The sequence below is a fragment of the Rhodovulum bhavnagarense genome (assembly GCF_004343505.1).
Classification (GTDB): domain Bacteria; phylum Pseudomonadota; class Alphaproteobacteria; order Rhodobacterales; family Rhodobacteraceae; genus Rhodovulum; species Rhodovulum bhavnagarense.
On record NZ_SLXU01000008.1, the window covers coordinates 53,841 to 80,706 of the forward strand.

Below are 26,866 nucleotides of genomic sequence, written 5' to 3' on the forward strand. Positions count from 1 at the left end.
GGGCGGGGACGGCCCCGTGGATCAGCTTTCGTAATCTATCACATGCCGGAGCTGTTTTTCGTATTCCAGCGCCTTGCCGGTGCCAAGCGCCACGCAATTCAGGGATTCATCGGCAACCGAAATGCCAAGGCCGGTCTGTTCGCGTAACGCCAGGTCCAGCTCGCCCAACAGTGCGCCGCCACCCGTCAGCATCACGCCGCGGTCAACGATATCGGCGGCCAGGTCGGGCGGCGTGGCCTCCAGCGCGGTCATCACCGCCTCGCAAATCTGCTGAACCGGTTCGGCAAGCGCCTCGGCCACCTGGGCCTGGTTGATCTCGATTTCCTTGGGCACGCCGTTCAACAGGTCGCGGCCGCGGATCTGCATCGACGCGCCGCGCCCGTCATCGGGCATTCGCGCGCTGCCGATAGAGGTCTTGATGCGTTCGGCCGTGGCCTCGCCCACCAAAAGGTTCTGCTGGCGGCGCAGGTAGTTGATGATCGCCTCGTCCATGCGGTCGCCGCCCACGCGCACCGAGCGGGCATAGACGATGTCGCCCAGTGACAGCACCGCCACCTCGGTCGTGCCGCCGCCGATATCGACGACCATGTTGCCGGTGGGGTCGGTGATCGGCATGCCCGCGCCGATGGCCGCCGCGATTGGTTCGGCGATCAGCCCCGCGCGCCGCGCGCCGGCCGACAGCACCGATTGACGGATCGCGCGCTTTTCCACCGGGGTCGCGCCGTGGGGGACGCAGACGATGATCTTGGGCTTGGTAAAGGTGGTGCGTTTATGGACCTTGCGGATGAAATACTTGATCATCTCTTCGGCCACGTCGAAATCGGCGATCACGCCCTCGCGCATTGGCCGGATCGCCTCGATGCTGCCGGGCGTGCGGCCCAGCATCAGCTTGGCATCCTCGCCCACGGCCAGCACCTGCTTGCGCCCGTCCTTGACGTGGAAGGCAACCACGGAGGGTTCGTTCAAGATCACGCCGCGCCCCTTGACATAGACCAGCGTGTTCGCCGTGCCGAGGTCGATGGCCATGTCCGACGAGAACAGCCCGCTAAATCCTGCCATGTCTTGCGCCACCCGTGTTCGAGGGAAAACAGGCCCGCGATTCCACGCCGCGGACCGCCAGCCTTATAGGCGCTTGGTGGCCGGGCGGTAAAGGGCGCATTCAAACGGTCGAGGGCGTGTTTCCGCCAGTATCGAATATCGAATGTTCCCGAACCTCAAAACGCGGAAATCCGGGGCTTTAAGGTGCCGGATTTGCACTTATCGCGTTTTCGTCCGGGGCGCTCGATCGCCCCGGACCGCTCGCCCGCGATCACACCGCCGTGGCGGTATCGTCGGGCTTACCCTTTTCGCGCCGCACCAGCAGGCGATTCAGCGCTGCGACATAGGCCTTTGCCGAGGCCACGACCGTGTCGGTGTCGGAGGATTGGCCGGTGACGATCTTGCCGTCCTCTTCCATCCGCACGCTGACGGTGGCCTGGGCATCGGTGCCGCCGGTGACGGCGTGCACCTGGTAGAGTTGCAGATGCGCGTTATGCGGGAACAGGGCCTTGACCGCGTTGAATGTCGCATCGACCGGCCCGTCGCCCTGGGCGGTCACCTGGTGATCCACCCCGTCGATGGTCAGCGTCAGGTCGGCCGATTGCGGCGCCTCGGTGCCGCAGATCACGCGCAGGAATTTGACCTGCAACCGGCCATGACCTTCGTCGGCACTGCTGTCGCGCATCAGTGCGATCAGGTCGTCATCGTAGATTTCCTTCTTGCGGTCGGCCAGCGCCTTGAACCGCACGAAGACATCGTTGAGCTGGTTGTCCCCCAGATCGAAACCCAGCTCTTTCAGCTTCGCACGCAGCGCGGCGCGGCCCGAATGCTTGCCCATTACCAGGTTGGTGGCGGTCAGGCCGATATCCTCGGGGCGCATGATCTCGAAGGTCTCGGCGTTTTTCAGAACGCCGTCCTGGTGGATGCCGGATTCATGGGCAAAGGCATTCTTGCCGACGATGGCCTTGTTGTACTGCACCGCAAAGCCCGACACCGCGGCAACCTTGCGGCTGATCCCCATGATGCGCGTGGTGTCGATGCCGGTCGCAAAGGGCATGATGTCGTTGCGCACCTTCAGCGCCATCACCACCTCTTCCAACGCGGTGTTGCCCGCGCGTTCGCCCAGCCCGTTGATCGTGCATTCGATCTGGCGGGCGCCGGCCTCGACGGCCGCCAGGGCGTTGGCGGTCGCCATACCGAGGTCGTTGTGGCAATGGGTGGCAAACACCACCTCGTCCGCGCCGGGTACGCGGTCCAGCAACATCGCGATCAGGTCCGCGCTTTCGCGGGGCGCGGTGTAGCCCACCGTGTCGGGAATGTTGATCGTCGTCGCCCCGCACTTGATCGCGATCTCGACCACGCGGCACAGGTAGTCGTGTTCGGTGCGCGTCGCATCCATCGGCGACCACTGCACGTTGTCGCAGAGATTGCGGGCATGGGTCACGGTCGCCTCGATCCGCTCCACCATCTCGTCCTGCGTCAGCTTGGTGATCTCGCGATGCAGGGGCGAGGTGCCGATGAAGGTGTGGATGCGCGGGCGCGCGGCGTGTTGAACGGCCTCCCAGGCGCGGTCGATATCCTTGAAATTGGCGCGTGCCAGGCCGCAGATCACGGAGGTCTTCGATTGCCGGGCAATGTCGCGCACCGCCTCGAAGTCGCCCTCGGAGGCGATCGGGAACCCCGCCTCGATGATGTCGACGCCCATGTCGTCGAGCATCTCGGCGATTTCCAGTTTCTCGTCATGGGTCATGGTCGCGCCGGGGCTTTGTTCGCCGTCGCGCAGCGTGGTGTCGAAAATCAGGACGCGGTCCTGGTCACGGGTATTGGTCATTTTCTGAAACTCTCTAGATATCCTGAGCCGTGTGTCGATGGCGCGGTTCATGTCCTCTGAGCGGTCGCGCCGAAACGGCACGCTCAGAGGCGGCTAAGGAGAAGCAGTAGGCCAAGGGGCAGCGCGCGCATGGCGCGTACAGCGGGGGCGATATGTCCTTGGCGTTCCATCGGGGCACAGTATAGGGGCAGGTGGGGGCGAGGGAAAGTGCCTTTCGGTTGCGCCCCTGGCCAGGTGGTGCAGGTTTCGGGTATTTCGGCCAAGAAGAAGATGCAGGGCAGTGCGCATGCCCTGGGCAGGAGGGGAATGGAACGGGCCTTGGTCATAGGGGCGGGCGGTGGCATCGGCGCCGCGGTGCAGGCGGCGCTTTCGGTCCGGCTGGGCGCGGGCGCCGTGGTCGGGATGTCGCGCTCGGCCGACGGGCTGGACGTGACCGACGAGGCCGGCCTGGCGCGGAGGCTGGGCGCGCTGGAGGGGCCGTTCGATCTGGTTCTCGTCGCGACAGGGGCGTTGCGGGGGGCCGGGCGGCCGCCCGAGAAGGCGTTGAAGGAGCTGTCGCCTGCCGCTTTTGCCGATCAGTTCGCCGTGAACGCGGCCGGCCCGATGCTGGTGCTGAAACACGCGCTGCGGCTGTTGCCGCGGGACCGGCGCGTGGTTTTCGCGGCCTTGTCAGCGCGGGTGGGATCGATCGGGGATAACCGGCTGGGGGGGTGGTATTCCTATCGCATGGCAAAGGCCGCGCTGAACCAGGGGGTGCACTGTGCCGCCATCGAACTGGCGCGCAGCCACAGGCAGGCGATCTGCGTCGCGCTGCACCCGGGCACGGTGGCCACGCCCTTCACCTCGGACTATGCCGGGCGCCACCCGGCCGTGCCGCCCGCCGAGGCCGCCGGAAACCTGTTGCGGGTGATTGACGGGCTGACGCCCGCGGATAGCGGCGGGTTCTTTGACTGGGCCGGTGACAGGGTGCCGTGGTGAGCCGGCTTGTCCTGGTGCTGGGCGACCAGTTGTCGGCGGGGCTGTCCGCGTTGCAACGGGCCGACAAGGCGCGCGACCTCGTGGTAATGGCCGAGGTGATGGACGAGGCCATGTATGTTCGCCATCACCCGGCAAAGATTGCCTTTTTCCTTGCCGCGATGCGCAAGTTTGCCGCCCGGCTGGAGGCGGAGGGCTGGCGCGTTGCCTATACGCGGCTGGATGACGCCGAGAACAGCCAGAGCATCGTGGGCGAACTCATGCGCCGGGCCGAGGCCGAGGGCGCCGACAGCGTACTTGCCACGGAGCCCGGCGAATGGCGGCTGATCGTGGCGCTGTCGGACGCGCCTCTCGATGTGCATCAATTGCCTGACACCCGGTTCATCGTCAGCCATGAGGAATTCGACGTTTGGGCACGGGACCGCAAAACCCTGCGGATGGAATATTTCTATCGCGAGATGCGGCGCAGGACGGGACTGTTGATGGAGGGGGGCAAACCCGCCGGGGGAAAGTGGAACCATGACCACGAGAACCGCAAGCCTGCCACGCAGGACCTGTTTCGCGTGGGGCCCATGCGCTTTGTGCCCGATGAGACGGTCGAACGGGTGCTGGACCTTGTCGAGGCGCGGTTCGCGGGCAATTTCGGCCGGCTCCGTCCGTTCTGGTTTGCCACCGATGCCGATCAGGCAGAGCGGGCGCTGGCGCATTTCCTGCGCCATGGCCTGCCGCGGTTCGGCGATTTTCAGGATGCGATGCTGGCGGGCGACCGGTTTCTCCATCACGCGGTGATCTCGCCCTATCTCAACGTGGGGCTCCTGGACCCGCTGGACGTCTGCCGCCGGGCCGAGGCGGAATACCTGGCGGGGCGCGCGCCGATCAACTCGGTCGAGGGGTTCATTCGCCAGATCCTCGGCTGGCGTGAATTCGTGCGCGGCATCTATTTCCGAGAGGGACCGGATTATGCGCGGCGCAACGCGCTGGGCCATGATCGTCCCTTGCCCGCGCTGTACTGGGGAGCCGAGACGGGAATGAACTGTCTTTCACACGCGGTCGCCCAGACGAGGGACGAAGCCTATGCCCACCATATCCAGCGGCTGATGGTGACGGGCAATTTCGCCCTGCTTGCGGGGATTGATCCCACCCGGCTGCATGAATGGTATCTTGCCGTCTATGCCGACGCGATCGAATGGGTCGAGGCGCCCAATACCGTGGGCATGAGCCAGTTCGCCGACGGGGGGGTGGTGGGCTCCAAGCCCTATGTATCTTCGGGGGCCTATATTGACCGGATGTCGGATTACTGCCGGGGTTGCGCCTATTCGGTTGCGCGCAAGACCGGGCAGGGGGCCTGTCCTTTCAATCTGCTTTACTGGCATTTCCTGGATCGGCACCGGGCGCGGTTCGAAACCAATCCGCGCATGGCGCAGATGTATCGCCTGTGGGACCGGATGGATGCCGGGCGCCGCGTGGCCATCCTGGAGGGCGCGGATGCCTTCCTGGTGCGGCTGGATCGCGGTGAGGCGGTGTGAGAGGGGGCGGCGGATTCAGGCAGTGCGGGCCAGGGTGTCGTCAGGCCCGGTGTGACCGTGGGCCGCAGCCCCGCCTTGCGTGCCCGACAGGGCTGCGGCCTCAGAACAGGCTGCCCTGTTCGGGCGGGTTTCCCGGTTTGCGGCCCGGCGCGATGCGGCGGGTGCCCAGGGTCAAGCGCCCGTCGTGGAATTCGATTTCCAGCGCGCTGGCGGTTTCTGCGGCGGCGCGGGTCGTGACGACCGTTTCGCCAGCGCGCACCACGGCAAAGCCCCGGCGCAGTGTTTCGGTATAGCTGAGGCCTGCGCGCATACGTTCCAGTGCCGCCAGGCGGGCGTGGCGCCGGTCCATCGCGGTGGCGAGTGCGGCGGCTAGGCGGCGGTCCAACTCGGCCAGACGATCGCGTTGCATGTCGATCCGGCGGGTCAGGTTCTCGGGCCGCAGCCGGGCAGAACGCGCGGCCAGTTCCATGCGCCGTTGGCGCCACAGCCGGTCCATGGCGGGGCGCACCCGCACCGCGCGGTCGTCCAGGCGCCGCCGGTCCTCGGCAAGGCGGCGGCGCATCGTGGCGGGGCGCAGGGCCGCCGCCGCCTCTGACAGGCGCAGCTTTTCATGGACGATTCTTGCGCGCAGGGCGGCGGGCAGGCGTTCGGCCGCGCGGTCGAGCCTTTGTGCGGCGCTTTCTACCAGGGTCTGGGGACGGGGCAGTGCGCGCGACAGGTCGGCCAGGCGCTGGCGGCGCTGTTGCAACAACCGCGTCAGCGCCCCCCAGCGCCGTGCCTCCAGCGTGTCCAGCCTTGCAATCAAGTCGATCCGCACGGGCACGGCCATCTCGGCGGCGGCGCTGGGGGTGGGTGCGCGCCGGTCGGCGGCGAAATCGATCAGCGTGGTGTCGGTCTCGTGCCCGACGGCCGAAATCAGCGGGATCTGCGATTCTGCGGCGGCACGGACCACGATTTCCTCGTTGAAGCCCCAAAGATCCTCAAGGCTACCGCCGCCGCGCGCCACGATCAGAAGGTCGGGCCGGGGCAGGGCGCCGCCCGGCGTCAGCGCGTTGAAGCCGCGGATCGCGCGCGCCACCTCGGGGGCGCAACTTGCGCCCTGCACCGCCACGGGCCAGATCAGCACGCGCCGCGGAAAGCGGTCGCGCAGGCGGTGCAGTATGTCGCGGATCACCGCGCCCGAGGGAGAGGTCACCACCCCGATCACCTCGGGCAGATAGGGCAGTGGTTGTTTGCGTTCGGGCGCGAACAGGCCCTCGGCGCTGAGCGCGGCCTTGCGTTTTTCCAGCATGGCCATCAGTGCGCCAGCGCCTGCGGGCGCGATATCCTCGATCACCATCTGGTAACGGGATTGACCGCCGAACGTGGTCAGCCGCCCCGTGGCGATCACCTCCATCCCTTCTTCGGGCTGGGTGGCAAGGCGGGCCGCGGCGCCTTTCCAGATGACGCTGGCCAGCACGTTGCGGTCGTCCTTAAGGTCGAGATAGACATGGCCAGAGCGTGGGCGCGACACGCGCCCCACCTCGCCGCGCACGCGGACATGGGAAAAGGCGCCCTCGACCGTGCGTTTTACCGCGCCGGAGATTTCCGAGACGGTGAATTCGGGGGCGTTGGGCGCGGGGCCGTCATCTTCGATCAGGTCGGGCATGGACACTCGCTTGTCTTGGGGCGGGGCAGAGCCTAGAACGCCGCGAACCGAAGGCCAAGCGGGGGCGGCACATGAATATCCTCATTCTCGGCGGTGGCGGGCGCGAACATGCGCTGGCCTGGGCGATCCAGCAGAACCCCAAATGCGACCGGTTGATCGTGGCGCCGGGCAATGCCGGGATTGCCCAGATGGCCGAATGCGCCGCACTGGATATCGAGGATGGCGGCGCGGTGGCCAGTTTCGCCGAGGAAAACGCCGTGGATTTCGTGGTGATCGGTCCCGAGGCGCCGCTGGCGGCCGGCGTGGCCGACCGGCTGACGGCTGCGGGCATCCTTTGCTTTGGGCCCAGCGCCGCGGCGGCGCGGCTGGAAAGTTCGAAAAGCTTTACCAAGGAAATCTGCGACGCCTGCGCCGCCCCCACCGCCGCTTACGGCCATTTCAACGATGCGGACGCGGCCAGGGCGTATCTGCGCGCCCAAGGCGCCCCCATCGTGGTCAAGGCCGACGGGCTGGCCGCCGGCAAGGGGGTGATCGTGGCCCAGACCCTTGCAGAGGCAGAGGCCGCCATCGACGACATGTTCGGCGGGGCCTTTGGCGGCGCTGGCGCCGAGGTCGTGATCGAGGAATTCATGGAGGGCGAAGAGGCGTCCTTTTTCGTGCTGTGCGATGGCGATACCGTGCTGCCCATCGGTACCGCGCAGGACCACAAGCGCGTGGGCGAGGGCGATACCGGCCCCAATACCGGCGGCATGGGGGCCTATTCGCCCGCGCCGGTGATGGCGGACGCGGTCTGCGACAAGGCGCTGGAGGAAATCGTGCGCCCCACCATGGCCGAGATGGCGCGGCGCGGCACGCCCTATCGCGGGGTTCTGTACGTGGGCCTGATGATCCGGGACGGCCAACCGCGGCTGGTGGAATACAACGTGCGTTTCGGTGATCCGGAATGCCAGGTGCTGATGATGCGGCTGGGCGGACAGGTGCTGGACCTGCTGCTGGCCTGCGCCGAGGGGCGGCTGGCCGAGGCGCGGGTGAACTGGGCCGAAGATCACGCGATGACCGTGGTGATGGCCGCCAGGGGCTATCCCGGTGCCTATGAAAAGGGCAGCGTCATCAGCGGGCTGGACGCCTTGCCCGAGGACAGCACGAACATGGTGTTCCACGCCGGAACGAAAGAGGCAGACGGCCGGATCACCGCGTCGGGCGGCCGGGTTCTGAACGTCACCGCGCGGGGGGCATCCCTGCAAGAGGCGCGCGAGCGTGCCTATGCCATGGTGGACCGGATCGACTGGCCAGGCGGGTTCTACCGCCGCGATATCGGGTGGCGCGCGCTGTAAGGGTCACGCGCCCACGGCCTTGCGCACCATGTTCCAGTAGATCCGCTCGATGCGGTCGCGACTCAGGCGCCCGTCGTCGCGGTACCAGGTAGTTACGCCCGTGAGCATGGCGATCACGGCCATCGTTGCCAGTTTCGTGTCGGGCAGGCTAAAGACGCCGCTTTCCTTGCCCGCGCGCAGGATGTCCTCGAGCACCGTTTCATAGCGTTTGCGCAGATCTTCGATCACCGCGAAATTCTCGGGCTCCAGGTTCCGTAGTTCCATGTAGGCGATGAACACCGCGTCGGGCCTTTCCAGGTGAAAGCGGATGTGAAAGCGGGTAAAGCATTCCAGCGCGTCAAGCGGGTTTTGTCCCTTGGCTTCGGCCTGCCATGCCGCGATCAGGTCGTCGAGATGGGATTTCATCAAGTCGAACAGCAGCCCCTGCTTGTCGGGGATGTAATTGTAAAGGGCCCCGGCCTGTACCCCCACCTCGGCCGCGATCTGGCGCATGGATACGGCCGCATAGCCCTGCCGTGCGAACAGCCTTTGCGCGGCCGCGCGCAGCCGCGGGCCGGTGATGTCGGAATGAGAGCCGGAGGTGCGTGCCATGGGGCAAAGGTTATATGAACGCACGTTCATTTCAATCCCCCGTGCCGCGTCTTGCCGGGCCGCGGGGCGGCGTCTAAGCTCTGCGCAATGAACGCGGGGGATTTCATGACGAGACATGGCGGATGGATCGCGGGGGCGCTGTTGCTGACCGCCTGCGCCCAGTTCCCCGAGATCGATGCTGCCGCTCCGGCCCGCAACGCGGTGGCGGACTATCCGCGTATCGTCCCGCTGGACATGGGGCGGCTTGCCTTGGTGGTCGAGCCGATGGCTGGGTCTGATGATGGCGCGAGGCTGGCCGCGCGGGCCGTCGATTTGCGCCACCGCGCCGCGCTGTTGCGCCTGCGACCGATCTAGGCGGACTGCCGTGCCCCGCTGCGCCGCGTTGCACCGGGCGGCCCTTCGCGCTAACAACCCGCGAACCCAGACCTGACCCGGGAGCATCGCCCATGACCACCCCCCTGCGCCTCGGCATTGCCGGGCTTGGCACCGTTGGCGCCGGTGTCGTCAAGATCGTGCAGTCGCATGCCAACCTTCTGGCACAGCGCAGCGGACGCCCGGTGGTCATCACCGCCGTGTCCGCGCGGACACGGGCCAGGGATCGCGGGGTCGATCTTTCGGCCTATGCGTGGGAAGACGACCCTGTCGCGCTTGCCCGTCGCGAGGATGTCGATGTTCTGGTGGAACTCATGGGCGGCTCTGACGGGCCGGCAAAGGCCGCGACCGAGGCGGCGCTTGCCGAGGGCAAGGACGTGGTCACGGCCAACAAGGCAATGCTTGCCCTTCACGGCCAGGCTTTGGCCGAGGCCGCGGAACAGGCGGGCCGCGTGATCCGTTTCGAGGCGGCGGTCGCGGGGGGGATCCCGGTCATCAAGGCATTGACCGAAGGCCTGGCGGGCAACCGGATCGAGCGGGTGATGGGCGTGATGAATGGCACCTGCAATTATATCCTTACCCGAATGGAAAGCGAGGGCCTGCCCTACGAGACGGTGTTCGAAGAGGCCAACGCGCTGGGCTATCTAGAGGCTGACCCGACGCTGGACGTGGGCGGGATCGACGCGGGCCACAAGCTGGCTCTGCTGTCTTCCATCGCGTTCGGCACGCGTGTCGATTTCGATGGGGTCGAATTGGAAGGGATCGAGCGGGTATCCATCGTTGATATACGACATGCCGCCGATATGGGGTTTCGTATCAAGTTGCTGGGCGTGGCGCAGATGACCGGCCGGGGCCTGGAACAGCGGATGTCGCCCTGCCTTGTGCCGGCACATTCGCCGCTGGGCACGCTTGAGGGGCCGACCAACATGGTGGTGCTTGAGGGCGATTCGGTTGGCCAGGTGGTGCTGCGCGGTGCGGGTGCGGGCGAGGGGCCGACCGCCAGCGCGGTCATGGGCGACGTCATGGATATCGCGCGCGGCTGCCGCCTGCCGACCTTTGGCCAACCCGCGGCGGGGCTGGCAACCGCGCGCTCGGCGCGGGCCAGTGCCGCAGCGCCCTATTATCTGCGGATGGAATTGGAGGATCGCCCCGGCGCCTTGGCCAAGGTTGCCACCGTTCTGGGAGAGGCCGGGATTTCCATCGACCGGATGCGCCAATACCGGCACAAGGACCCAACCGCGCCGGTCCTGATCGTCACCCACAAGACCACCCGCGACGCGCTGGATCACGCCCGGGCGGGCTTTGCCGCGACGGGCGTGGTTGTGGGAGAACCGGTCGCCCTGCGGATCGAACAGGTCTGAGGGTGGCCGCTGCCGCTTGACCCCGGCGGCACCCGCGCGTAGCCACGACCGGTGGTGATTTGTTCGCCGGATTGCGGGCCACGTTAAACAAGCCGCTAAAGAGTCCAGGGCTTGCCCCCGACGTCTCGGACGGTGGGGGTTTTCTTTGCGCGGGAGGGCGCGATGGGTCACCGAAACTGGTCGAAACGCACGCAGGCGGTCCATGGAGGCACGCGGCGCAGCGCCTATGGCGAAATGTCCGAGGCGCTGTTTCTGACGCAGGGTTTTGCCTATCCCACCGCCGAGGCCGCCGAGGCCCGGTTCCGTCACGCTGGTAAGGATGAATTCATTTACGCCCGTTACGGCAACCCCACCGTTGCGATGCTTCAGGATCGTATCGCCGCACTGGAGGGGGCAGAGGCGGCCTTTGCCACCGCATCCGGCATGGCGGCGGTCAACGGGGCGCTGATGGCACTGGTCAAGGGCGGAGACCGGGTCGTCGCGGCGCGCGCGCTGTTCGGATCGTGCCTGTATATTCTTGAGGAAATCCTGCCGCGTTTCGGGGTCGAGGTGGTCTTTGTCGACGGCACCGATCTGGACCAGTGGCGCGCGGCGATCATCCCCGGCACGGCGGTGGTCTTTTTCGAGACCGTCTCGAACCCAACGCTTGAGGTGATCGACGCCGCCGCCGTCGTCGCGATTGCCCATGGCGCGGGGGCGAAGGTCGTCGTCGACAATGTCTTTGTCACCCCGGTCTTTTCGCGGGCCATCGAACAGGGCGCCGATCTGGTCGTCTATTCCGCGACCAAACATATCGACGGTCAGGGGCGGTGCCTGGGCGGGCTGATCCTGGGGCGCGAGGCTGATATTCACGGCCCCGTAGAGACCTACATGAAACATACCGGCGGCGCGATGAGTCCGTTCAATGCCTGGGTGATGCTCAAGGGGTTGGAAACGCTGGAATTGCGCGTGCGCGCGCAGGCCGCGGGCGCGCGCGCGGTTGCGGACGCGCTTGTGCCTCATCCCCGGCTGTCGCAGCTGATCTATCCCGGCCTGCCCGGCGATCCGGGTTATCCGCAGTTTCCCGAGGGCGGCACGGTTCTGTCGATCGAGGTCGAGGGCGGGCAGGAGGGCGCGTTCAGGCTGCTCAACGCTTTGGAAATATGGCAGATTTCCAACAATCTGGGCGACGCGAAAAGCATTGCGACGCATCCGGCAACCACCACTCATCAACGCCTGCCCGCCGACCGGCAGGCGGCCCTTGGCATCACGCCGGGGCTGATCCGGCTCAGCGTTGGCCTGGAAGATCCCGTCGACCTGATCGCCGACCTGAGCGCGGCACTCGACCTGCTTTAGCGATTTGGGCCAGCCGGTGGTGGCCTCTGGTCGGGGCGCATGTCGGAGCGCAGAAAAAAATTGGACTTTCGCAGCCGCGCGCCCATCTTTGTGACCCGGCCCCGAGGTTGCTAAGGAGTGCGCCCCGATGAATATTCACAACCGCGAGATCGACCGTCAGCCGACCCGCGACGACGCGGAACGCGCGCTCGCGGTCCTGCGCCAATGGGCGTCGGTGGTCACAGAGGCCGAACGTCATACCCTCGATCCCGCTGTCGATGGGCTGGTGCCGGGCCGCCCGGTGCCGGATTATCCCGCGCTCAGCCGCAGCTATCCAGAGCGTTTCGTAGCGGATGCCGCCTACAAGGCGACGTTGCCTGACCTGCAAAACGGCCCCTCCAGCCTTATCCGCGGCGCGCGGCGCGAGATACAGCATGTCGGCATTTCGAATTTCCGCCTGCCGATCCGGTTTCACACCCGCGACAATGGCGATCTGACGCTGGAAACCTCTGTCACCGGAAGCGTCAGCCTGGAGGCCGAGAAGAAGGGCATCAACATGTCGCGCATCATGCGCAGCTTTTATGCCCATGCGGAACGCACTTTCAGTTTCGAGGTGATCGAGGCGGCGCTGGACAGCTACAAGGCCGATCTGGACAGCCTCGATGCTCGTATCTCTATGCGCTTCTCGTTTCCGATGAAGGTGCGGTCGCTGCGCTCGGGGCTGTCGGGCTATCAGTATTATGACATTGCACTGGAACTGGTGGAACAGGCCGGCGTGGCGCGCAAGATCATGCATCTCGATTACGTCTACAGCTCGACCTGCCCGTGCTCGCTCGAACTGTCTGAACATGCGCGACAGGCACGCGGTCAATTGGCCACGCCGCATTCGCAGCGTTCGGTCGCGCGCATTTCCGTGGCGCTGGAGCCCGATGTCGGCTGCCTGTGGTTCGAGGACCTGATCGAGATTTGCCGCGCCGCCGTGCCGACAGAGACCCAAGTCATGGTAAAACGCGAGGACGAACAGGCCTTTGCCGAACTCAATGCCGCCAACCCGATCTTTGTCGAGGACGCCGCGCGGCTGTTTGCCGAGGGCTTGCAGCGTGATCCGCGCATAGGCGATTTCCGGGTCGTTGCCAGCCACCAGGAAAGCCTGCACAGTCACGATGCGATCAGCGTCCTGACCGAGGGGCCGACCTTTGCCGGTGAAAGCCTCGATCCAAAGCTGTTCGCGACGCTGATCCACGCGGGCTGAGGCGCTTGACAGGGCAGGCGGGCGCAGCCAAGCGTTGACCCATGCTTGACCTGCGTCCCGTCGGATATGTCTGTGGCCTGCTTGTGGCCATCCTGGGTGCCTCGATGCTGGTGCCCATGGCCTTTGATCTGTGGGCGGGTGATCCCAACTGGACCGCGTTTTTCGAGGCGGCGCTTTTGTCCGGCATGACCGGCGGGTTGATCGCGCTGGCCTGCGCCAATGGCAGCGAAGAGGGGCTGTCAGTGCAGCAGACCTTTCTCGTGGCATCGGGGGTCTGGCTGGCGCTGCCGGTCTTTGCGGCGCTGCCTTTCGTTCTGGGCGTGCCCGAGGCGCGGCCGGTGGATGCCCTTTTCGAGGCGATGTCGGGGATGACCACGACCGGAGCAACGGTGTTTGCCGGTCTCGATCACATGCCGCAGGGTGTTTTGCTGTGGCGATCCATGCTGCAATGGTTCGGGGGGCTCGGCATTATCGTGGTCGCGATGGTGTTCCTGCCAGAACTCAGGGTGGGGGGGATGCAGATCTTTCGCTCCGAGGCGTTCGAGACCTCGGGCAAGATCCTGCCCCGCGCGGTGCAGATCGCCGCGGGCCTGTCCTGGATCTATTTGGGCCTGACGATCATTTGCGGGCTTGCCTACCTGGCCGTCGGCATGACGCCATTCGAGGCGGTGAACCATGCGCTGACCACGCTTTCAACCGGGGGTTTCTCGACCACCGATGCCTCATTTGGGGCGTTCCAGGGGGCGCCGGAATACGTGGCCTCGGTCTTCATGATTCTCGCCAGCCTTCCGTTCGTGCGCTATGTGCAGTTGCTGGCAGGCCAGCCCAAGCCGTTGCTGCGCGACAGCCAGATCTGGGTCTACCTTGCAATCATATCTGCTCTGGTCCTGTTTCTGGCGGCGTTCCGCGTGATGGTGAACGACGATCATTACGAACACGCCTTCCGCGAGGGGGTCTTCAACGTCACCTCGATCATCTCGGGGACGGGCTATGCCAGCACCGATTACCAGCTTTGGGGCAACCTGCCGGTGGTCCTGTTCTTCTTCATCGGGTTGATCGGGGGGTGTTCGGGATCGACCGCGTGCTCGATCAAGGTGTTCCGCTACCAGTTGCTGTTCTCGGCGATCCGCGTGCAGATCAAGTCGATCCATGCCCCGCACGGGGTCTTTCAGCCGCGTTACCAAGGTCGGGCGGTGGATGACGAGGTGTTGTCCTCGGTGATGTCCTTTTTCGTATTCTTCGTCGTTACGCTGGGCACGATTTCGGTTCTGTTGGGCGCGACCGGGCTGGATGCGACCACAGCCCTGTCGGGGGCTGCAACCGCGCTGGCAAATGTCGGGCCGGGGCTGGGCGATCAGATCGGCCCGGCGGGCAATTTCGCGGGGCTCAACGATACTGCGAAATGGATCTTGACGGTGGCGATGTTCCTGGGCCGCCTCGAATTGCTGGTGGTCTACGCGATCCTGACCGTTAGATTCTGGCAGGCCTGAGCGCGGGGCCCTTGCCCCGCGCCCGCGCCCGCAATCGTCATTTCCAGCAGGAAACCGGTACCGTCATGTCCGCCGCGTGACGGCTGAGGCGCGCGGGCGGCATCGCGCCCGCGCCGTTGGCCGCGCTGGGGTTTATGCCGTTGGCCGTCAGAAAGGCGGAAATCGCCTCGACATCGGCGGCATAGCGCACGCTGTCGGGCAAATGCCGATCACCACCCGGCGGCGGAAGCAATATCCCCAGAACCGCGCCGGTCTGATCCAGCACCGGGCCGCCGGAATCGCCCTCAAGTACCTCGATTTCCAGCCGCTGCACATCTTGTTCGCCGCCCAGCCCGCGCAGGTCGGCCAGCTTGCCATAGGTCAGAACCGGCAGGTCCAGCGCCTCGCCATAGGAAAAGCCCGACACCGCGATATCAGAGCCCAGCCTGGGCAATGCCACCTGGAAGGCAGCATGCGCGATCGGGGCCAGCGTTGCCGAGGGTTTCAACAGCGCAAGGCCCAGTCCAGGTTCCGTTGCGCCCAGTGTCGCGTCCAGATCGGGGCCGACGGTGATGCGATCACAGGATGACAACCCCTCGATCGTGGTCAGCACCATGCCCGCTGCGTCGATGAAAAAGCCGGTATGCGTGCTTTCGGGGGTGCGGATTTCAAGACCAGACAGCATCCCGGTTCGCTGTTCCTGGGTTGCCACACCCAGTGTTTCGTCCAGCGCCACGTTCGGAACCGAGTCAAGGCTTTCGCGCATCATCGCGATGGCACGCTGCATCAGCTTTTCCTCGCCCGGCTGCCACACCAGCGAAAAGCCCTTGACCATTCCGCCGGTCAACATCGCATAGGTGTAAGAGTGCAGCCGCGCGTTTTGTCCGGTCAAGGTGAAGTCGCGCGGTGTGCGGTTGCGCTCGCCCTCGACGGGTACGATCTTGAGGGTCTGCATGATGTCGTAAAGGCCGTAAAGCGTGCCCTGGTCACCGCGCTGACTGATCAAGAGAGCCTGGACACCGCTATTATCGCGCGGGGCGAAATGCACGAAGGGCGGTTCGTAGCGATCGAACTGAACCAGGCCTAGCGGCATGTCTATGCGGATACCGGCCTCGATTTCCTCGATCGGCTGCATTCCCAGGCGAGCGATCTGGGCCTGGTAATCGCCCAACAGCCTGTCGCGTTGGCGCGTCGTCAAAACCCCGGTCGGATCGTAACCCCGCGCCGCCTGCCAGTCGGCCATTGCGCGCCGGGTGCCCGGACCAAAGGCCGCGTCGATCCCCGAGTCGTAAAAACCTTCCCATTTCAGGGCGATCTGGATCTGTTCGCGTTGATCGCGATCCAGTTCGCGTTCCGATCGCCGCGCCTGGGCGAGGGTTTCCTCGGGCGGCGGCGGCGGGTTGGTGTCAAGGGCGGGGATCGCGGGATCGGCGGCGGGTGTTGCCGGGGCGGCCGGGGGTGTTGCGGGCGCAGGACGCGCGCCCGCCGCGGGCCAGACCTGGCCTTCGAAACCGGCACCATCGGCGACAAAGCTGTCGCGCGGGATCAGCCGTTCGGCGCGCAGGCGCCGCAATTCGGCGGCGGCCTGCTCGGGCGCATAGGGGCCGAGCGCCAGCGCATACCATCCGGTGCTCATCCTGAAGGCGGCGATATCGGGGAACGCGCCGGAATAGGCACTGGCACGTTCCTGCGCCGTTTGCAGGTCTGGCTGTGCCTCGATCTGGACCCATGATCGGTCTTGCGCATGCACCGGAAGCGCGGCGGCGAGCGTCAGGAAAAGGATAAAGAACAGTCTTTTCATCGGGTCCGGTCCCCTCGGGATGGCAAACAAATGTAAACTCGCGGCGAATCTCTTATGGAAATTAGCAAACCCGCACAGCATTGCACCTCAAGAGTCTCGTTGCATTCGCGCGCTTGATTGACCCCGGGACGGTGGTTGCCTATTGAGGCGGCGTTTTCTCGGGCATGAAGGGCCATCGCGACATGACCATGGACAAGCCTCGGAGCTTTCAGGAAATCATCCTGAGGTTGCAAGATTATTGGGCGGCCAAAGGCTGTGCCATCCTGCAACCCTATGACATGGAGGTGGGTGCGGGCACGTTTCATCCCGCCACCACGCTGCGCAGCCTTGGCACGCGGCCCTGGGCGGCGGCCTATGTCCAACCCTCGCGTCGGCCCACTGACGGGCGCTATGGCGAGAACCCCAACAGGTTGCAGCACTATTACCAGTTCCAGGTGCTGATCAAACCCAGCCCGCCGGACCTGCAAGAGCTGTATCTCGGGTCGCTCGCCGCGATCGGGATCGATTTCGACTATCACGACATCCGCTTTGTCGAGGATGACTGGGAAAGCCCGACGCTGGGTGCCTGGGGCCTGGGCTGGGAGGTGTGGTGCGACGGCATGGAGGTCAGCCAGTTCACCTATTTCCAACAGGTCGGCGGCCATGACTGCCACCCGGTTTCGGGCGAGCTGACCTATGGCCTGGAACGGCTTGCGATGTATGTGCTGGGCATCGACCACGTGATGGACATGCCCTTCAATGCGCCCGACGCGTCCATTCCGCTGCGCTATGGCGACGTGTTTCGCCAGACCGAAGAGGAATATTCGCGCTGGAATTTCGACGTGGCCGATACCGAAAAGCTGTTGAATTTCTTCGAGGCGGCCGAGGCCGAATGCCTGCGCATTCTCGACCATCCCCAGGACGACCCACGCTCGGGCAAGCGCATCATCATGGTTCATCCGGCCTATGACCAGTGCATCAAGGCCAGCCATTTCTTCAACCTTCTGGACGCGCGCGGCGTGATTTCGGTGACCGAAAGGCAGGCCTATATCGGGCGGGTCCGCGCGCTGGCGAAACGCTGCGCGGATGCCTTTGTAGAAACCAATGCCGGTGGCTGGACGGCGGATGCCGCCGCGCCCGCCGAGGGGGTGTGATATGCCCGACCTGCTGATCGAACTTTTCTCAGAGGAAATCCCGGCGCGGATGCAGGCCGATGCCCGCGAGGCGCTGCAAAAGCGCGTGACCGACGGGCTGGTCGAGGCGGGGCTGACCTATGTGGCGGCGCGCGCGTTTTCCACCCCGCGCCGACTGGTACTGGCGCTGGAGGGGCTGACGGCCCGCAGCCCCGACCAGCGCGAAGAACGCAAGGGCCCGCGTGTGGACGCACCCGAAAAGGCGCTGGAGGGATTCTTGCGTTCCACCGGGCTGACCCGCGACCAGTTGCAGGCCCGCGACGACAAGAAGGGTCAGGTCTGGTTTGCGGTCATCGACAGGCCCGGCCGCCCGGCGGCGGATATCGTGGCCGAGGTTCTCGAGACGACGATCCGCAGCTTCCCCTGGCCGAAATCCATGCGATGGGGCGCGGGCAGCCTGCGCTGGGTGCGGCCGTTGCAATCGATCCTGTGCATCCTCACGGATGAAAACGGCGCCGAGGTCGTGCCGCTGGACGTGGACGGCATCCGCGCGGGCGATACCACGCGCGGCCATCGTTTCATGGCGCCCGCACCGTTCCACGTCACATCCTTTGAGGACTATTCCATCAAGCTCAAGCGCGCCAAGGTCATGCTGGACCAGCAAGAGCGTGCCGATCACATCTGGCATGCCGCCACCAACGCCGCCTTTGCCAGCGGGCTGGAGGTGGTCGAGGACAAGGGCTTGCTGTCCGAGGTTGCGGGCCTGGTGGAATGGCCTGTGGTTCTCATGGGCGCGATCGGGGAGGCGTTCCTGGGCCTGCCGCCCGAGGTGCTGCAAACCTCGATGAAGGAACACCAGAAGTTTTTCTCGGTGCGCGACCCGAAAACCGGCCGGATTGTTCGATTCGTGACAGTTGCCAACCGCGAAACACCCGATGATGGCATGACGATCCTGAAAGGTAACGCAAAGGTATTGTCGGCGCGGCTTTCGGATGCGGCGTTTTTCTGGGCCAATGACCTGCGCGAGGCACGTGCGGGTATGGAGAATTGGCGCGATGCGCTGTCCAACGTGACGTTCCAGGCCGAATTGGGCAGCCAGGCGCTGCGCATGGACCGCATCGCCAATCTGGCCCGCGAGATTGCGCCGGCGGTGGGCGCCGAGCCCGACCTCGTCGAACAGGCCGCTCGCGTGGCCAAGCTCGATCTGGCCTCTGAGATGGTCTATGAGTTTCCCGAGCTGCAAGGCGTCATGGGCCGCTATTACGCCGAGGCCGCGGGCCTGCCGGCCAGCGTGGCCGCGGCTTGCGAGATGCATTACAAGCCGCTGGGGCCCGGCGATGACCTGCCGCGCGATCCGGTCTCCATCGCCGTGGCGCTGGCCGACAAGCTGGACACGCTGGCCGGGTTCTGGGCCATCGACGAGAAACCGACCGGATCAAAGGACCCATTCGCGCTGCGCCGCGCGGCGCTGGGGGTGATCCGCATCATCCTGGATCACGACCTGCGCATCGGCCTGGAACGGGTGATCGATATGCAGCTTTTGACTCATGTCATAGCGCTGAACCTCGACAGTGCAGACGAGCGAGATGTCTATTTCCTAGAGGAACTGGTGGACGAGATCGCCCGACACGGCGTGTTCGGCGCGGCCTTTCACGCGCTGATCGACCGGTTTACCCACAAGGATGAACCTCTCGCGATCGAAGAGGGCACATGGCTGGCGCGGATGCGCAAACGCCTGCCCGCGATGAGCGACGACCTTATCGGCTTTTTCCATGACCGGCTGAAAGTCCATCTACGCGGCGAGGGCGTGCGCCACGATGTGATCGATGCCTGCCTGGCCATGCCGAATTCCGATGACCTGAGCCTCCTGGTGCGGCGCGCGCGGGCGCTGGATGCGGCGCTCGGGACGGAAGATGGCGAGAACCTCGTCCAAGGGTTCAAGCGGGCCAATAACATCCTGTCCCAGGCCGAGGAAAAGGACGGCGTCGAATATCGGTTCGGGGCGGATGCGAGATTCGCCGAAGACGCGACCGAGACGGCGCTGTTCGAGGCGCTCGACAAGGCCAACGCGGCCATCGCACCTGCGCTTGCGGCAGAGGATTTCACCGCCGCCATGTCGGCCATGGCGGAGCTGCGCGAACCGATCGATGCCTTTTTCGACGCGGTACAGATCAACACCGACAACGACATCGTGCGCCGCAACCGGTTGAACCTGCTGCACCACATCCGTGAAACCTGCCTGAAGGTGGCCGACCTGACACGGATCGAGGGCTAGTCTGACGGGGTGCTTGCCAGCCGCCGCAAGGGGCGTATGCTGCAACGGGGCAAGGGGACGCTGCGGTGCAGAAACGAACTGATATCGTTGACTTTACCGAGATCGCGCCAGACGCGGATATCGCGGCCGCGCGACATGGGGGGCGGGCCAAGTGCCTGCAACGGCTGATCAGACTGGATTTGCCCGTGCCGCGCACGGTGGCCTTGTCTTTCGGGGCGGTGCATCGCATCGCGCAAGGTGAAATGCCCGACATCGCCGCGCTCTTGTCGCGGTTCGGCGCGGCCCCTCTGGTGTCGGTCCGGCCCAGTTCGCAAGACCCCGACTGGGGGGGACCGGCCTCGATCCTGAATATCGGGATGAATGACGCCCGTCACGCCGCGCTGGTGGACAGCCATGGCGAGGCGGCGGCGAACGCGCTTTACCTGTCTTTCGTCCAGTCTTACGCGGTTCATGTCGCGCGGCTTGATCCCGAGATGTTCGAGGAGGACGGCACCAGCGCCTCGGCGCTGGCAGCCGCGCTTGACGCGTATACCGAGGAAACCGACGACCCCTTTCCGCAAGATCCCGCCAGGCAACTGGCCGAGGTCCTGCGGTCGATGGCGCGGGCATGGGAGGGCACGACAGCGCGGCTTCTGCGCCAGGCGCGCGGCGCGCCGGCCGATGCGGGGCTCGGGCTGGTGGTGCAGGACATGGCGATCGGGCTGGGACCGGGCGAAAGCGGCTCTGGCCTGATCCAGTTCGTCGACGGGACAACCGGACAGCGCAGGATCGTCGGGCGCTATCTCGGCCAGAGCCAGGGCAGGGCCGCGATGCGGGGGCGAGCAGGAACGCTTTTCCTGACCCGCGACCCGCGCGGTCCCGCGCTAGAGGAACGCTGTCCCGATGTCTTTGCCCAGCTTAAACGCTATGGCGATACCTGCCGCATCAACCTGCGCGAAGAGATGCAGATCGAGTTCACGCTGGAAAACGGCAAGCTGCACGTCCTGGACGCGGTGCGTGTTGCCCGCAGCGCGCGTGGTGCCGTGCGGATCGCGGTCATGCTGGCGGACGAGGGGATCATTCCGCGCGAAGAGGCATTGTTGCGCATAGAGCCGCGCGCGGTCAGCGAATTGCTGCACAGCCAGGTTGATCCGTCCGTCCCGCGCCAGGCCATTGCCCACGGCATCGCCGCCAGCCCCGGCGCGGCGACCGGGCGGCTTGTTTTTGGGTCGGCCGCAGCTCAGGCCAGCGCGGCGCGTGGCGAGCCTTGTATCCTGGTGCGCCGTGAAACCACGCCCGAGGATATTCGCGGAATGCATGCCGCGGCGGGCGTTATGACCGAACGCGGGGGTATGACCAGCCATGCGGCGGTGATCGCGCGGGGGCTGGGGGTGCCATGTGTCGTGGGCATTTCCGACATGCGCCTGAACAGGCGCGACGGGGTTTTGATCACTGCCGATGGGCACAAGCTGCACGAGGGCGATATCGTCACGCTGGACGGCACGAATGGCCAGGTCCTGCCGGGGGCGGCGAAGATGCTTGAACCCGCCCTGGACGATGCGTTCCACGCGCTGATGGGCTGGGCCGAAGCCGCCTGCGACATCGGGATTCGCGCCAATGCGGACACGCCCGCCGACGCCCAGACCGCGCGGCGTTTCGGCGCGGACGGTATCGGGCTGTGCCGGACCGAGCACATGTTCTTCGAGGCCGACCGGCTGACGGTGATGCGCGAGATGATCTTCGCCGCCGGCCCCGAGGATCGCGCCTCGGTGCTGGAGCGGCTGTTGCCGATGCAGCGGGCCGATTTCAAGCGGCTGTTCGAGATCATGCAGGGCCTGCCGGTCTGCATCCGCCTGTTCGACCCGCCGCTGCATGAATTCCTGCCGCAATCGCGCGAGGGCGTGCGTGAGCTGGCCGAGGCGCTGGATCTGCCGTTGTCGGACGTGTCGCGGCGGGTGCAGGCGCTGAGCGAGTTCAACCCGATGCTGGGGATGCGCGGCGTGCGGCTGGGCATCGCGGTGCCTGAAATCTATGACATGCAGGCGCGGGCCATATTCGAGGCGACGATCGAGGCCAGTCGGCAGGGCGCGCCGGTGGTGCCCGAGATAATGATCCCGCTCGTATCGGCCATGCGCGAGGTGGAACTGGTCAAGACCCGCATCGATGCGCTGGCCGCTGCCGTGCGTACCGAGCACGGGGTCGATCTGGACTACCGGCTGGGTGTCATGGTGGAAACGCCGCGCGCGGCGTTGCGCGCGGGCGATATCGCGCAGCACGCGGCGTTTCTGAGTTTCGGTACAAACGACCTGACGCAGATGACCTATGGCCTGTCGCGCGACGATGCGGGACGGTTCATGGGGTCCTATGTCAAGCAGGGCGTTTTTGCCGAGGACCCGTTTCATACCCTCGACACCGAGGGGGTGGGCGAGTTGCTGAGCATCGGGGCAGAGCGGGGGCGCCTCGCGCGGCCCGGCGTGACGCTGTCGATTTGTGGCGAACATGGCGGCAATGCCGAATCGATTGCCTTCTGCCGCAAGGCGGGCTTTGACTATGTTTCGTGTTCGCCGTTCCGGGTGCCTGTGGCACGGTTGGCCGCGGCGCAGCTTGCCCTTGGCAAGGTGCTGGCAGACGTCTGATAAAAGGGCCGAAACGCGCCTCGGGTGGATGTACTGTTGCATTTTTGTCGCGCGGGTGGACTTTTCCTCTCAAAAGCCATATGTCTGCGCCGCCTGGCCGCGGCCTTGCGTGCCGAAGCTCTGGGGGTTCATCATGCTGTCATCTGTTCGTCTTGCCGGCCTTGCCGGCCTGGTCGCGGTTTTCGCGTCAGCCGCCCCGGCCGATATGACCGGTTCCCAGTCGAACGATCCGACGGCCATGCTGGGTGACAACCTGACCCGCCTGCTCAAGACCGAAAGCGCCGCCATGCAGCGATTGGGTTCGCATCGCCTGACGCGGCTGGCGACCACGCCGCGCGCCGCGGATGCCCCGACCTACAGCCTGGCCTGGGTCGATGCCCAGCCCTTGGCCAAGGGTGGAAAGGAATGGCAATGCCTGACCGAGGCTTTGTATTTCGAGGCCCGCGGGGAAAGCGTGCAGGGCCAGTTCGCGGTGGCTGAGGTCATCCTCAACCGCGTGGCCTCTGCGGCCTATCCCGATACGGTTTGCGATGTTGTCCACCAGGGAACCGGCAAGCGTTACCAGTGCCAGTTTACCTATACCTGTGACGGCCATGCCGAGGTTATCAACGAACCGGCCACCTATCGGCGCTTGGGCAAGATCGCGCGCGCCATGCTGGACGGCGCGCCGCGCAAACTGACCGGCGGGGCCACCCATTACCACACCACCGCCGTTCATCCCGGCTGGGCCAACCGCCTGCCGCGAACAGCAACCATCGGCGTGCATCACTTTTATCGGCAGGCCAGCGCGGCGAACTGAGCGGGCTGTCGCTCGTGGGCGCTGTTGCGCCGCCCACGGGCCTTTGCGCAGATGCCCCGGTCCCTATCAAGGGCCATACAGTCGCCCGGAGTCTCGCATGACAGACGATATCCGCCTCGCCTTTGCCAGCCCAGTGGAACGCGCCGCGGCACTGGCACCCGCACATCCGCTGCGCGATCGCATCTCTTTGCGTGATCATGTCGTCGAGGTCGAGATCGGTGCCTTTCAGGCCGAGCGCGGCGCAAGCCAGCGAGTTCGGTTCAACGTGGTGGTCGAGGTCCGCCCCAATCCCGCGCCGCTGGAGGATGATGTCGACCGGGTGCTGTCCTATGACACGATAACAGAGGCAATCGAGGAAGAACTGTCCTCGGAACGTCTTAACCTTCTCGAAACGCTGGCCGACCGCATCGCCGAACGTATACTTGCCGAGCCACAGGCGATGCGGGCCTTTATTCGCATTGAAAAGTTGGATCGTGGCCCCGGCGCGCTGGGGGTCGAGATCGTGCGCGACCGTCCCGCCGATGCCCCGCGCCCCGTCATCCCCGCCGATCACGGTGCCGAGGCCGCCCACCATCCCCTGGTCGTGTTCCTGTCGAACGCGGCCATTGCCGCGCCCGGCTTGCCGCGCTGGCTGGATGGCTGGATCAAGGGGCCGCACCCGGTTGTATTATGCGTTGGTGCGGCCGATACGCCCGCCCCGCAATCTGCGGTGCCCCCTGCACAGCGTCGCATAGACCTCTTGGCCATCGAACAGAATGCCTGGGTTCTGGCCGGGCGCGATCCGCGCTGCGTCGTGCGCGGCAGCCGTACCGAGATCGACTGGGCGATGAAGCATGGGCAGGTGAGCGTCTGGGCGCCTTACAAGATCGTGCTCGATGCCCTCGATGGCCCCTCTGCCGGCCCGCGTGACGCGCTGGCGCTTGCGATTTGGTTTGCGCGGGGGCTGGAGGCCGCCGAGATGCTGGTTGTGGGGGGCGAGGCACCGCCGTCCTGCGATGGGCTGAAACTGGCGCATATTCCCGCCGGTGTCTTGGCCCCCCCGTCCTGAGCCCTTGCCAATTTGCGTATTTCACGCCAATCAGCGTCGCATGCGCCGTTATTTCCGCCCCATCGTCCAGAACGATCCCGCCCGCCCCGCCGATGCCTTGCCGATTGCCGGGGGCTGGGCGTGGTTCACCCGCGCCGAGGAACTGCGCCGTGACGGACCGCCGCGGATCATCCCTGCCCATGCGATCCCTTTCGAGGAACGTGCCGCGCTGACTGCGCCGCGCCCTGCTTTGGCCGGGCTGACGATGGACCGGCCCCGGATCATGGGCATCCTTAATGTCACGCCTGACAGCTTTTCCGACGGGGGCCGGTTCGACCGCCCCGAGGCGGCGCTGGAACAGGCGCGCGCCTTGGCTGCCGCGTCCGACATGATCGATATCGGTGGCGAATCCACCCGCCCCGGTGCGCCCGAGGTTGCGGTGCAGGATGAAATCGGTCGTACCGCACCGGTGATCGCGGCACTGCGCGATGCCGGCATCGCGCGCCCGATCTCGATCGACACGCGCAAGGCCCCCGTTGCCGAGGCCGCCCTTGCCGCGGGGGCGGTCATGGTCAACGATGTCTCTGGTTTCGATTTCGACCCGGCGCTCGCCCCGTTGACAGCCCGGACGGGGGCATTGGTGTGCCTGATGCATGCCCAGGGCACTCCCGAGACGATGCAAGCCGATCCGCGTTATGAAAACGTTTTGCTGGATGTCTATGACGCGCTGGCCGCGCGGGTGGCGCGCGCGCAAGCTGTGGGCATCCCGCGGTCGCATATCGTGGTCGATCCCGGTATCGGCTTTGGCAAGACGCTGGGACATAACCTTGCGCTGCTCAGGGGGCTGAGCCTGTTTCACGGGCTTGGCTGTCCGGTTCTGCTTGGCGCCTCGCGCAAGAGTTTCATCGGCATCATTTCGGGGGTCGAGGATGCGCGCCAGCGCGCGCCCGGCTCCATCGCCGTGGCGTTGGCCGCCGCTCAGCAAGGTGTGCAGATCCTGCGGGTGCATGACGCGGCCGAGACGCGGCAGGCGTTGCGCGTCGACCAGGCGCTGAAGGGACTGGACCGGGGCCATGTCTAGAAAGATTTTCGGCACTGACGGGGTGCGTGGCCAGGCCAACAGCTATCCGATGACGGCGGAAATGGCGCTTCGGATCGGGGCGGCGGCGGGGCGGTATTTCCGGCGCGACGGGTCCAGCGCTCACCGTGTGGTGATCGGCAAGGATACGCGCCGTTCCGGTTACATGCTGGAAAACGCGCTGACGGCGGGGTTGACCTCGACGGGGATGAACGTGCTGTTGCTGGGGCCTGTGCCGACGCCGGCGGTGGGGTTTCTGACCCGGTCGATGCGGGCCGATGTCGGCATCATGATCTCTGCCAGCCACAACCCCCACCAGGATAACGGGATCAAGTTCTTTGGCCCCGAGGGGTTCAAGCTGTCGGACGAGGCCGAGGGCGAGATCGAGGCGATCCTTGAGGCCGAGATCATGCCTGCCCAGCCGCAGAATATCGGCCGGGCGCGGCGCATCGACGACGGCATCTGGCGCTATGCGGAATATGCCAAGACGACCTTTCCGGCGGGCAAGCGGCTGGATGGTCTCAAGGTGGTGATCGATTGCGCGAACGGGGCGGCCTACAAGGTGGCGCCCGAGGTGCTTTGGGAACTTGGGGCCGAGGTGATCGCGGTAGGTGTGGGCCCGGACGGGTTCAACATCAATGCCGGTTGCGGGTCCACCCATCCCCAGACCGCGGCCGCGGCGGTGCGCGCGCATGGGGCGGATGTGGGGATCACGCTGGATGGCGACGCGGACCGGGTGATGATCATCGACGAGACCGGCGCGGTGGCCGATGGCGACCAGATCATGGCGCTGTTCGCCGAGCGCTGGGCGGCCGAGGGTCGGTTGCGCGAGGGTACGCTGGTGGCCACGGTGATGTCCAACCTTGGTCTGGAGCAGCACCTTGCCGGGCTTGGGCTGCGGCTGGAGCGCACGGCGGTCGGTGACCGCTACGTGGTCGAGGCGATGCGCGCGGGCGGCTGGAACCTGGGCGGGGAACAATCGGGTCATATCGTGATGACCGATTACGCCACGACCGGGGACGGGATGCTGGCGGGGCTGCAATTCCTGGCGGCGATGGTGGAAACGGGGCTGTCGGCCTCGGCATTGGCCTGCCGGTTCGAAAGGGTGCCGCAACTGCTGAAGAACGTGCGCTTCGCGCCGGGTGGCGATCCGCTGGCGGCGGTCCCGGTGCGCGCGGCGATTGCCGCGGCACAGGCACGGCTGGCCGGAACGGGGCGGTTGTTGATCCGCAAATCGGGGACCGAACCCCTGATCCGGGTGATGGCAGAGTGCGAGGATGACGCCCTGCTGGTCGAGGTCGTGGACAGCGTGGTTGCCGCGATAGAGATCGCGAGCCGGGCAGGCTGAGTGCAGGATTTCGGTTGAATTTAACCGTAATGCCTGGCGCAGGGAATTGAATTGACGCCATGCCGCCCCTTTGTCGCATTATAGACTTTTCCGCAAAAGG

20 protein-coding genes and 1 riboswitch are annotated in these 26,866 nt (G+C 65.8%); of the genes, 15 read left to right on the forward strand and 5 right to left on the reverse strand.

Annotation, left to right across the window (positions count from 1 at the left end; genetic code table 11):
• Positions 1-21 precede the first annotated feature (21 nt).
• Positions 22-1,059 (reverse strand): rod shape-determining protein, encoded by a 1,038-nt coding sequence (locus EV663_RS09545; protein ID WP_132951571.1) that lies wholly within the window; start codon positions 1,057-1,059, stop codon positions 22-24.
• A gap of 250 nt (positions 1,060-1,309) precedes the next feature.
• The gene (locus EV663_RS09550) at positions 1,310-2,869 is read right to left on the reverse strand and encodes a 2-isopropylmalate synthase (RefSeq protein WP_132951572.1); all 1,560 of its coding nucleotides are present in this window, start codon (positions 2,867-2,869) and stop codon (positions 1,310-1,312) included.
• A gap of 306 nt (positions 2,870-3,175) precedes the next feature.
• On the opposite strand from EV663_RS09550, the gene EV663_RS09555 reads away from it, so the two are divergent.
• Both EV663_RS09555 and EV663_RS09560 read left to right on the forward strand, forming a co-directional pair.
• Positions 3,176-3,847, forward strand: a complete 672-nt coding sequence (locus tag EV663_RS09555) for an SDR family oxidoreductase (protein WP_132951573.1) — start codon at positions 3,176-3,178, stop codon at positions 3,845-3,847.
• The gene (locus EV663_RS09560; RefSeq protein WP_132951574.1) at positions 3,841-5,370 is read left to right on the forward strand and encodes a cryptochrome/photolyase family protein; all 1,530 of its coding nucleotides are present in this window, start codon (positions 3,841-3,843) and stop codon (positions 5,368-5,370) included. The genes EV663_RS09555 and EV663_RS09560 overlap by 7 nt, the downstream gene beginning before the upstream one ends.
• A 100-nt stretch (positions 5,371-5,470) precedes the next feature.
• On the opposite strand, the gene xseA is transcribed toward EV663_RS09560, so the two are convergent.
• Positions 5,471-7,018, reverse strand: a complete 1,548-nt coding sequence (xseA, locus tag EV663_RS09565; RefSeq protein ID WP_132951575.1) for an exodeoxyribonuclease VII large subunit — start codon at positions 7,016-7,018, stop codon at positions 5,471-5,473.
• A gap of 71 nt (positions 7,019-7,089) precedes the next feature.
• On the opposite strand from xseA, the gene purD reads away from it, so the two are divergent.
• Positions 7,090-8,352, forward strand: coding sequence for a phosphoribosylamine--glycine ligase (gene purD / locus EV663_RS09570; RefSeq protein WP_132951576.1), 1,263 nt, complete (start codon positions 7,090-7,092; stop codon positions 8,350-8,352).
• A 3-nt stretch (positions 8,353-8,355) separates the two neighbouring features.
• On the opposite strand, the gene EV663_RS09575 is transcribed toward purD, so the two are convergent.
• The gene (locus EV663_RS09575; RefSeq protein WP_132951645.1) at positions 8,356-8,943 is read right to left on the reverse strand and encodes a TetR/AcrR family transcriptional regulator; all 588 of its coding nucleotides are present in this window, start codon (positions 8,941-8,943) and stop codon (positions 8,356-8,358) included.
• A gap of 105 nt (positions 8,944-9,048) precedes the next feature.
• Here EV663_RS09575 and EV663_RS09580 point away from each other — a divergent pair, with 105 nt between their 5' ends.
• The 5 genes from EV663_RS09580 (at position 9,049) to EV663_RS09600 (ending at position 14,732) form a co-directional block, all read left to right on the forward strand.
• Positions 9,049-9,297: a hypothetical protein gene (locus tag EV663_RS09580; RefSeq protein ID WP_132951577.1), complete on the forward strand. Its 249-nt coding sequence runs from the start codon at positions 9,049-9,051 to the stop codon at positions 9,295-9,297.
• Positions 9,298-9,389: 92 nt separating this feature from the next.
• On the forward strand, positions 9,390-10,676 hold the full coding sequence (locus EV663_RS09585) for a homoserine dehydrogenase (RefSeq protein WP_132951578.1): 1,287 nt from the start codon (positions 9,390-9,392) through the stop codon (positions 10,674-10,676).
• 41 nt (positions 10,677-10,717) lie between these two features.
• Positions 10,718-10,796: riboswitch (SAM riboswitch) on the forward strand.
• 42 nt (positions 10,797-10,838) lie between these two features.
• Positions 10,839-12,011, forward strand: a complete 1,173-nt coding sequence (locus EV663_RS09590) for an aminotransferase class I/II-fold pyridoxal phosphate-dependent enzyme (protein ID WP_132951579.1) — start codon at positions 10,839-10,841, stop codon at positions 12,009-12,011.
• 127 nt (positions 12,012-12,138) lie between these two features.
• Complete coding sequence (folE2, locus tag EV663_RS09595) at positions 12,139-13,242, forward strand: GTP cyclohydrolase FolE2 (RefSeq protein WP_132951580.1); 1,104 nt, start codon at positions 12,139-12,141, stop codon at positions 13,240-13,242.
• A gap of 41 nt (positions 13,243-13,283) precedes the next feature.
• Complete coding sequence (locus EV663_RS09600) at positions 13,284-14,732, forward strand: TrkH family potassium uptake protein (protein ID WP_132951581.1); 1,449 nt, start codon at positions 13,284-13,286, stop codon at positions 14,730-14,732.
• 37 nt (positions 14,733-14,769) lie between these two features.
• On the opposite strand, the gene EV663_RS09605 is transcribed toward EV663_RS09600, so the two are convergent.
• Positions 14,770-16,512: a trypsin-like peptidase domain-containing protein gene (locus EV663_RS09605; RefSeq protein ID WP_132951582.1), complete on the reverse strand. Its 1,743-nt coding sequence runs from the start codon at positions 16,510-16,512 to the stop codon at positions 14,770-14,772.
• Between the two features lie 182 nt (positions 16,513-16,694).
• Here EV663_RS09605 and EV663_RS09610 point away from each other — a divergent pair, with 182 nt between their 5' ends.
• The 7 genes from EV663_RS09610 (at position 16,695) to glmM (ending at position 26,766) form a co-directional block, all read left to right on the forward strand.
• Positions 16,695-17,645, forward strand: coding sequence for a glycine--tRNA ligase subunit alpha (locus tag EV663_RS09610; protein WP_132951583.1), 951 nt, complete (start codon positions 16,695-16,697; stop codon positions 17,643-17,645).
• Between the two features lies 1 nt (position 17,646).
• Positions 17,647-19,899, forward strand: coding sequence for a glycine--tRNA ligase subunit beta (gene glyS / locus EV663_RS09615; RefSeq protein WP_132951584.1), 2,253 nt, complete (start codon positions 17,647-17,649; stop codon positions 19,897-19,899).
• 65 nt (positions 19,900-19,964) lie between these two features.
• A complete protein-coding gene (locus tag EV663_RS09620; protein WP_132951585.1) occupies positions 19,965-22,514 on the forward strand; it encodes a putative PEP-binding protein in 2,550 nt (849 codons plus the stop codon).
• Positions 22,515-22,647: 133 nt separating this feature from the next.
• Positions 22,648-23,313, forward strand: a complete 666-nt coding sequence (locus EV663_RS09625) for a cell wall hydrolase (RefSeq protein ID WP_243697926.1) — start codon at positions 22,648-22,650, stop codon at positions 23,311-23,313.
• 97 nt (positions 23,314-23,410) lie between these two features.
• On the forward strand, positions 23,411-24,361 hold the full coding sequence (locus EV663_RS09630) for a dihydroneopterin aldolase (protein ID WP_132951586.1): 951 nt from the start codon (positions 23,411-23,413) through the stop codon (positions 24,359-24,361).
• A 40-nt stretch (positions 24,362-24,401) separates the two neighbouring features.
• Positions 24,402-25,421, forward strand: a complete 1,020-nt coding sequence (gene folP / locus EV663_RS09635) for a dihydropteroate synthase (protein WP_132951587.1) — start codon at positions 24,402-24,404, stop codon at positions 25,419-25,421.
• Positions 25,414-26,766 (forward strand): phosphoglucosamine mutase, encoded by a 1,353-nt coding sequence (gene glmM / locus EV663_RS09640; RefSeq protein WP_132951588.1) that lies wholly within the window; start codon positions 25,414-25,416, stop codon positions 26,764-26,766. Before folP ends, glmM begins: the two co-directional genes overlap by 8 nt.
• Positions 26,767-26,866: the final 100 nt, after the last annotated feature.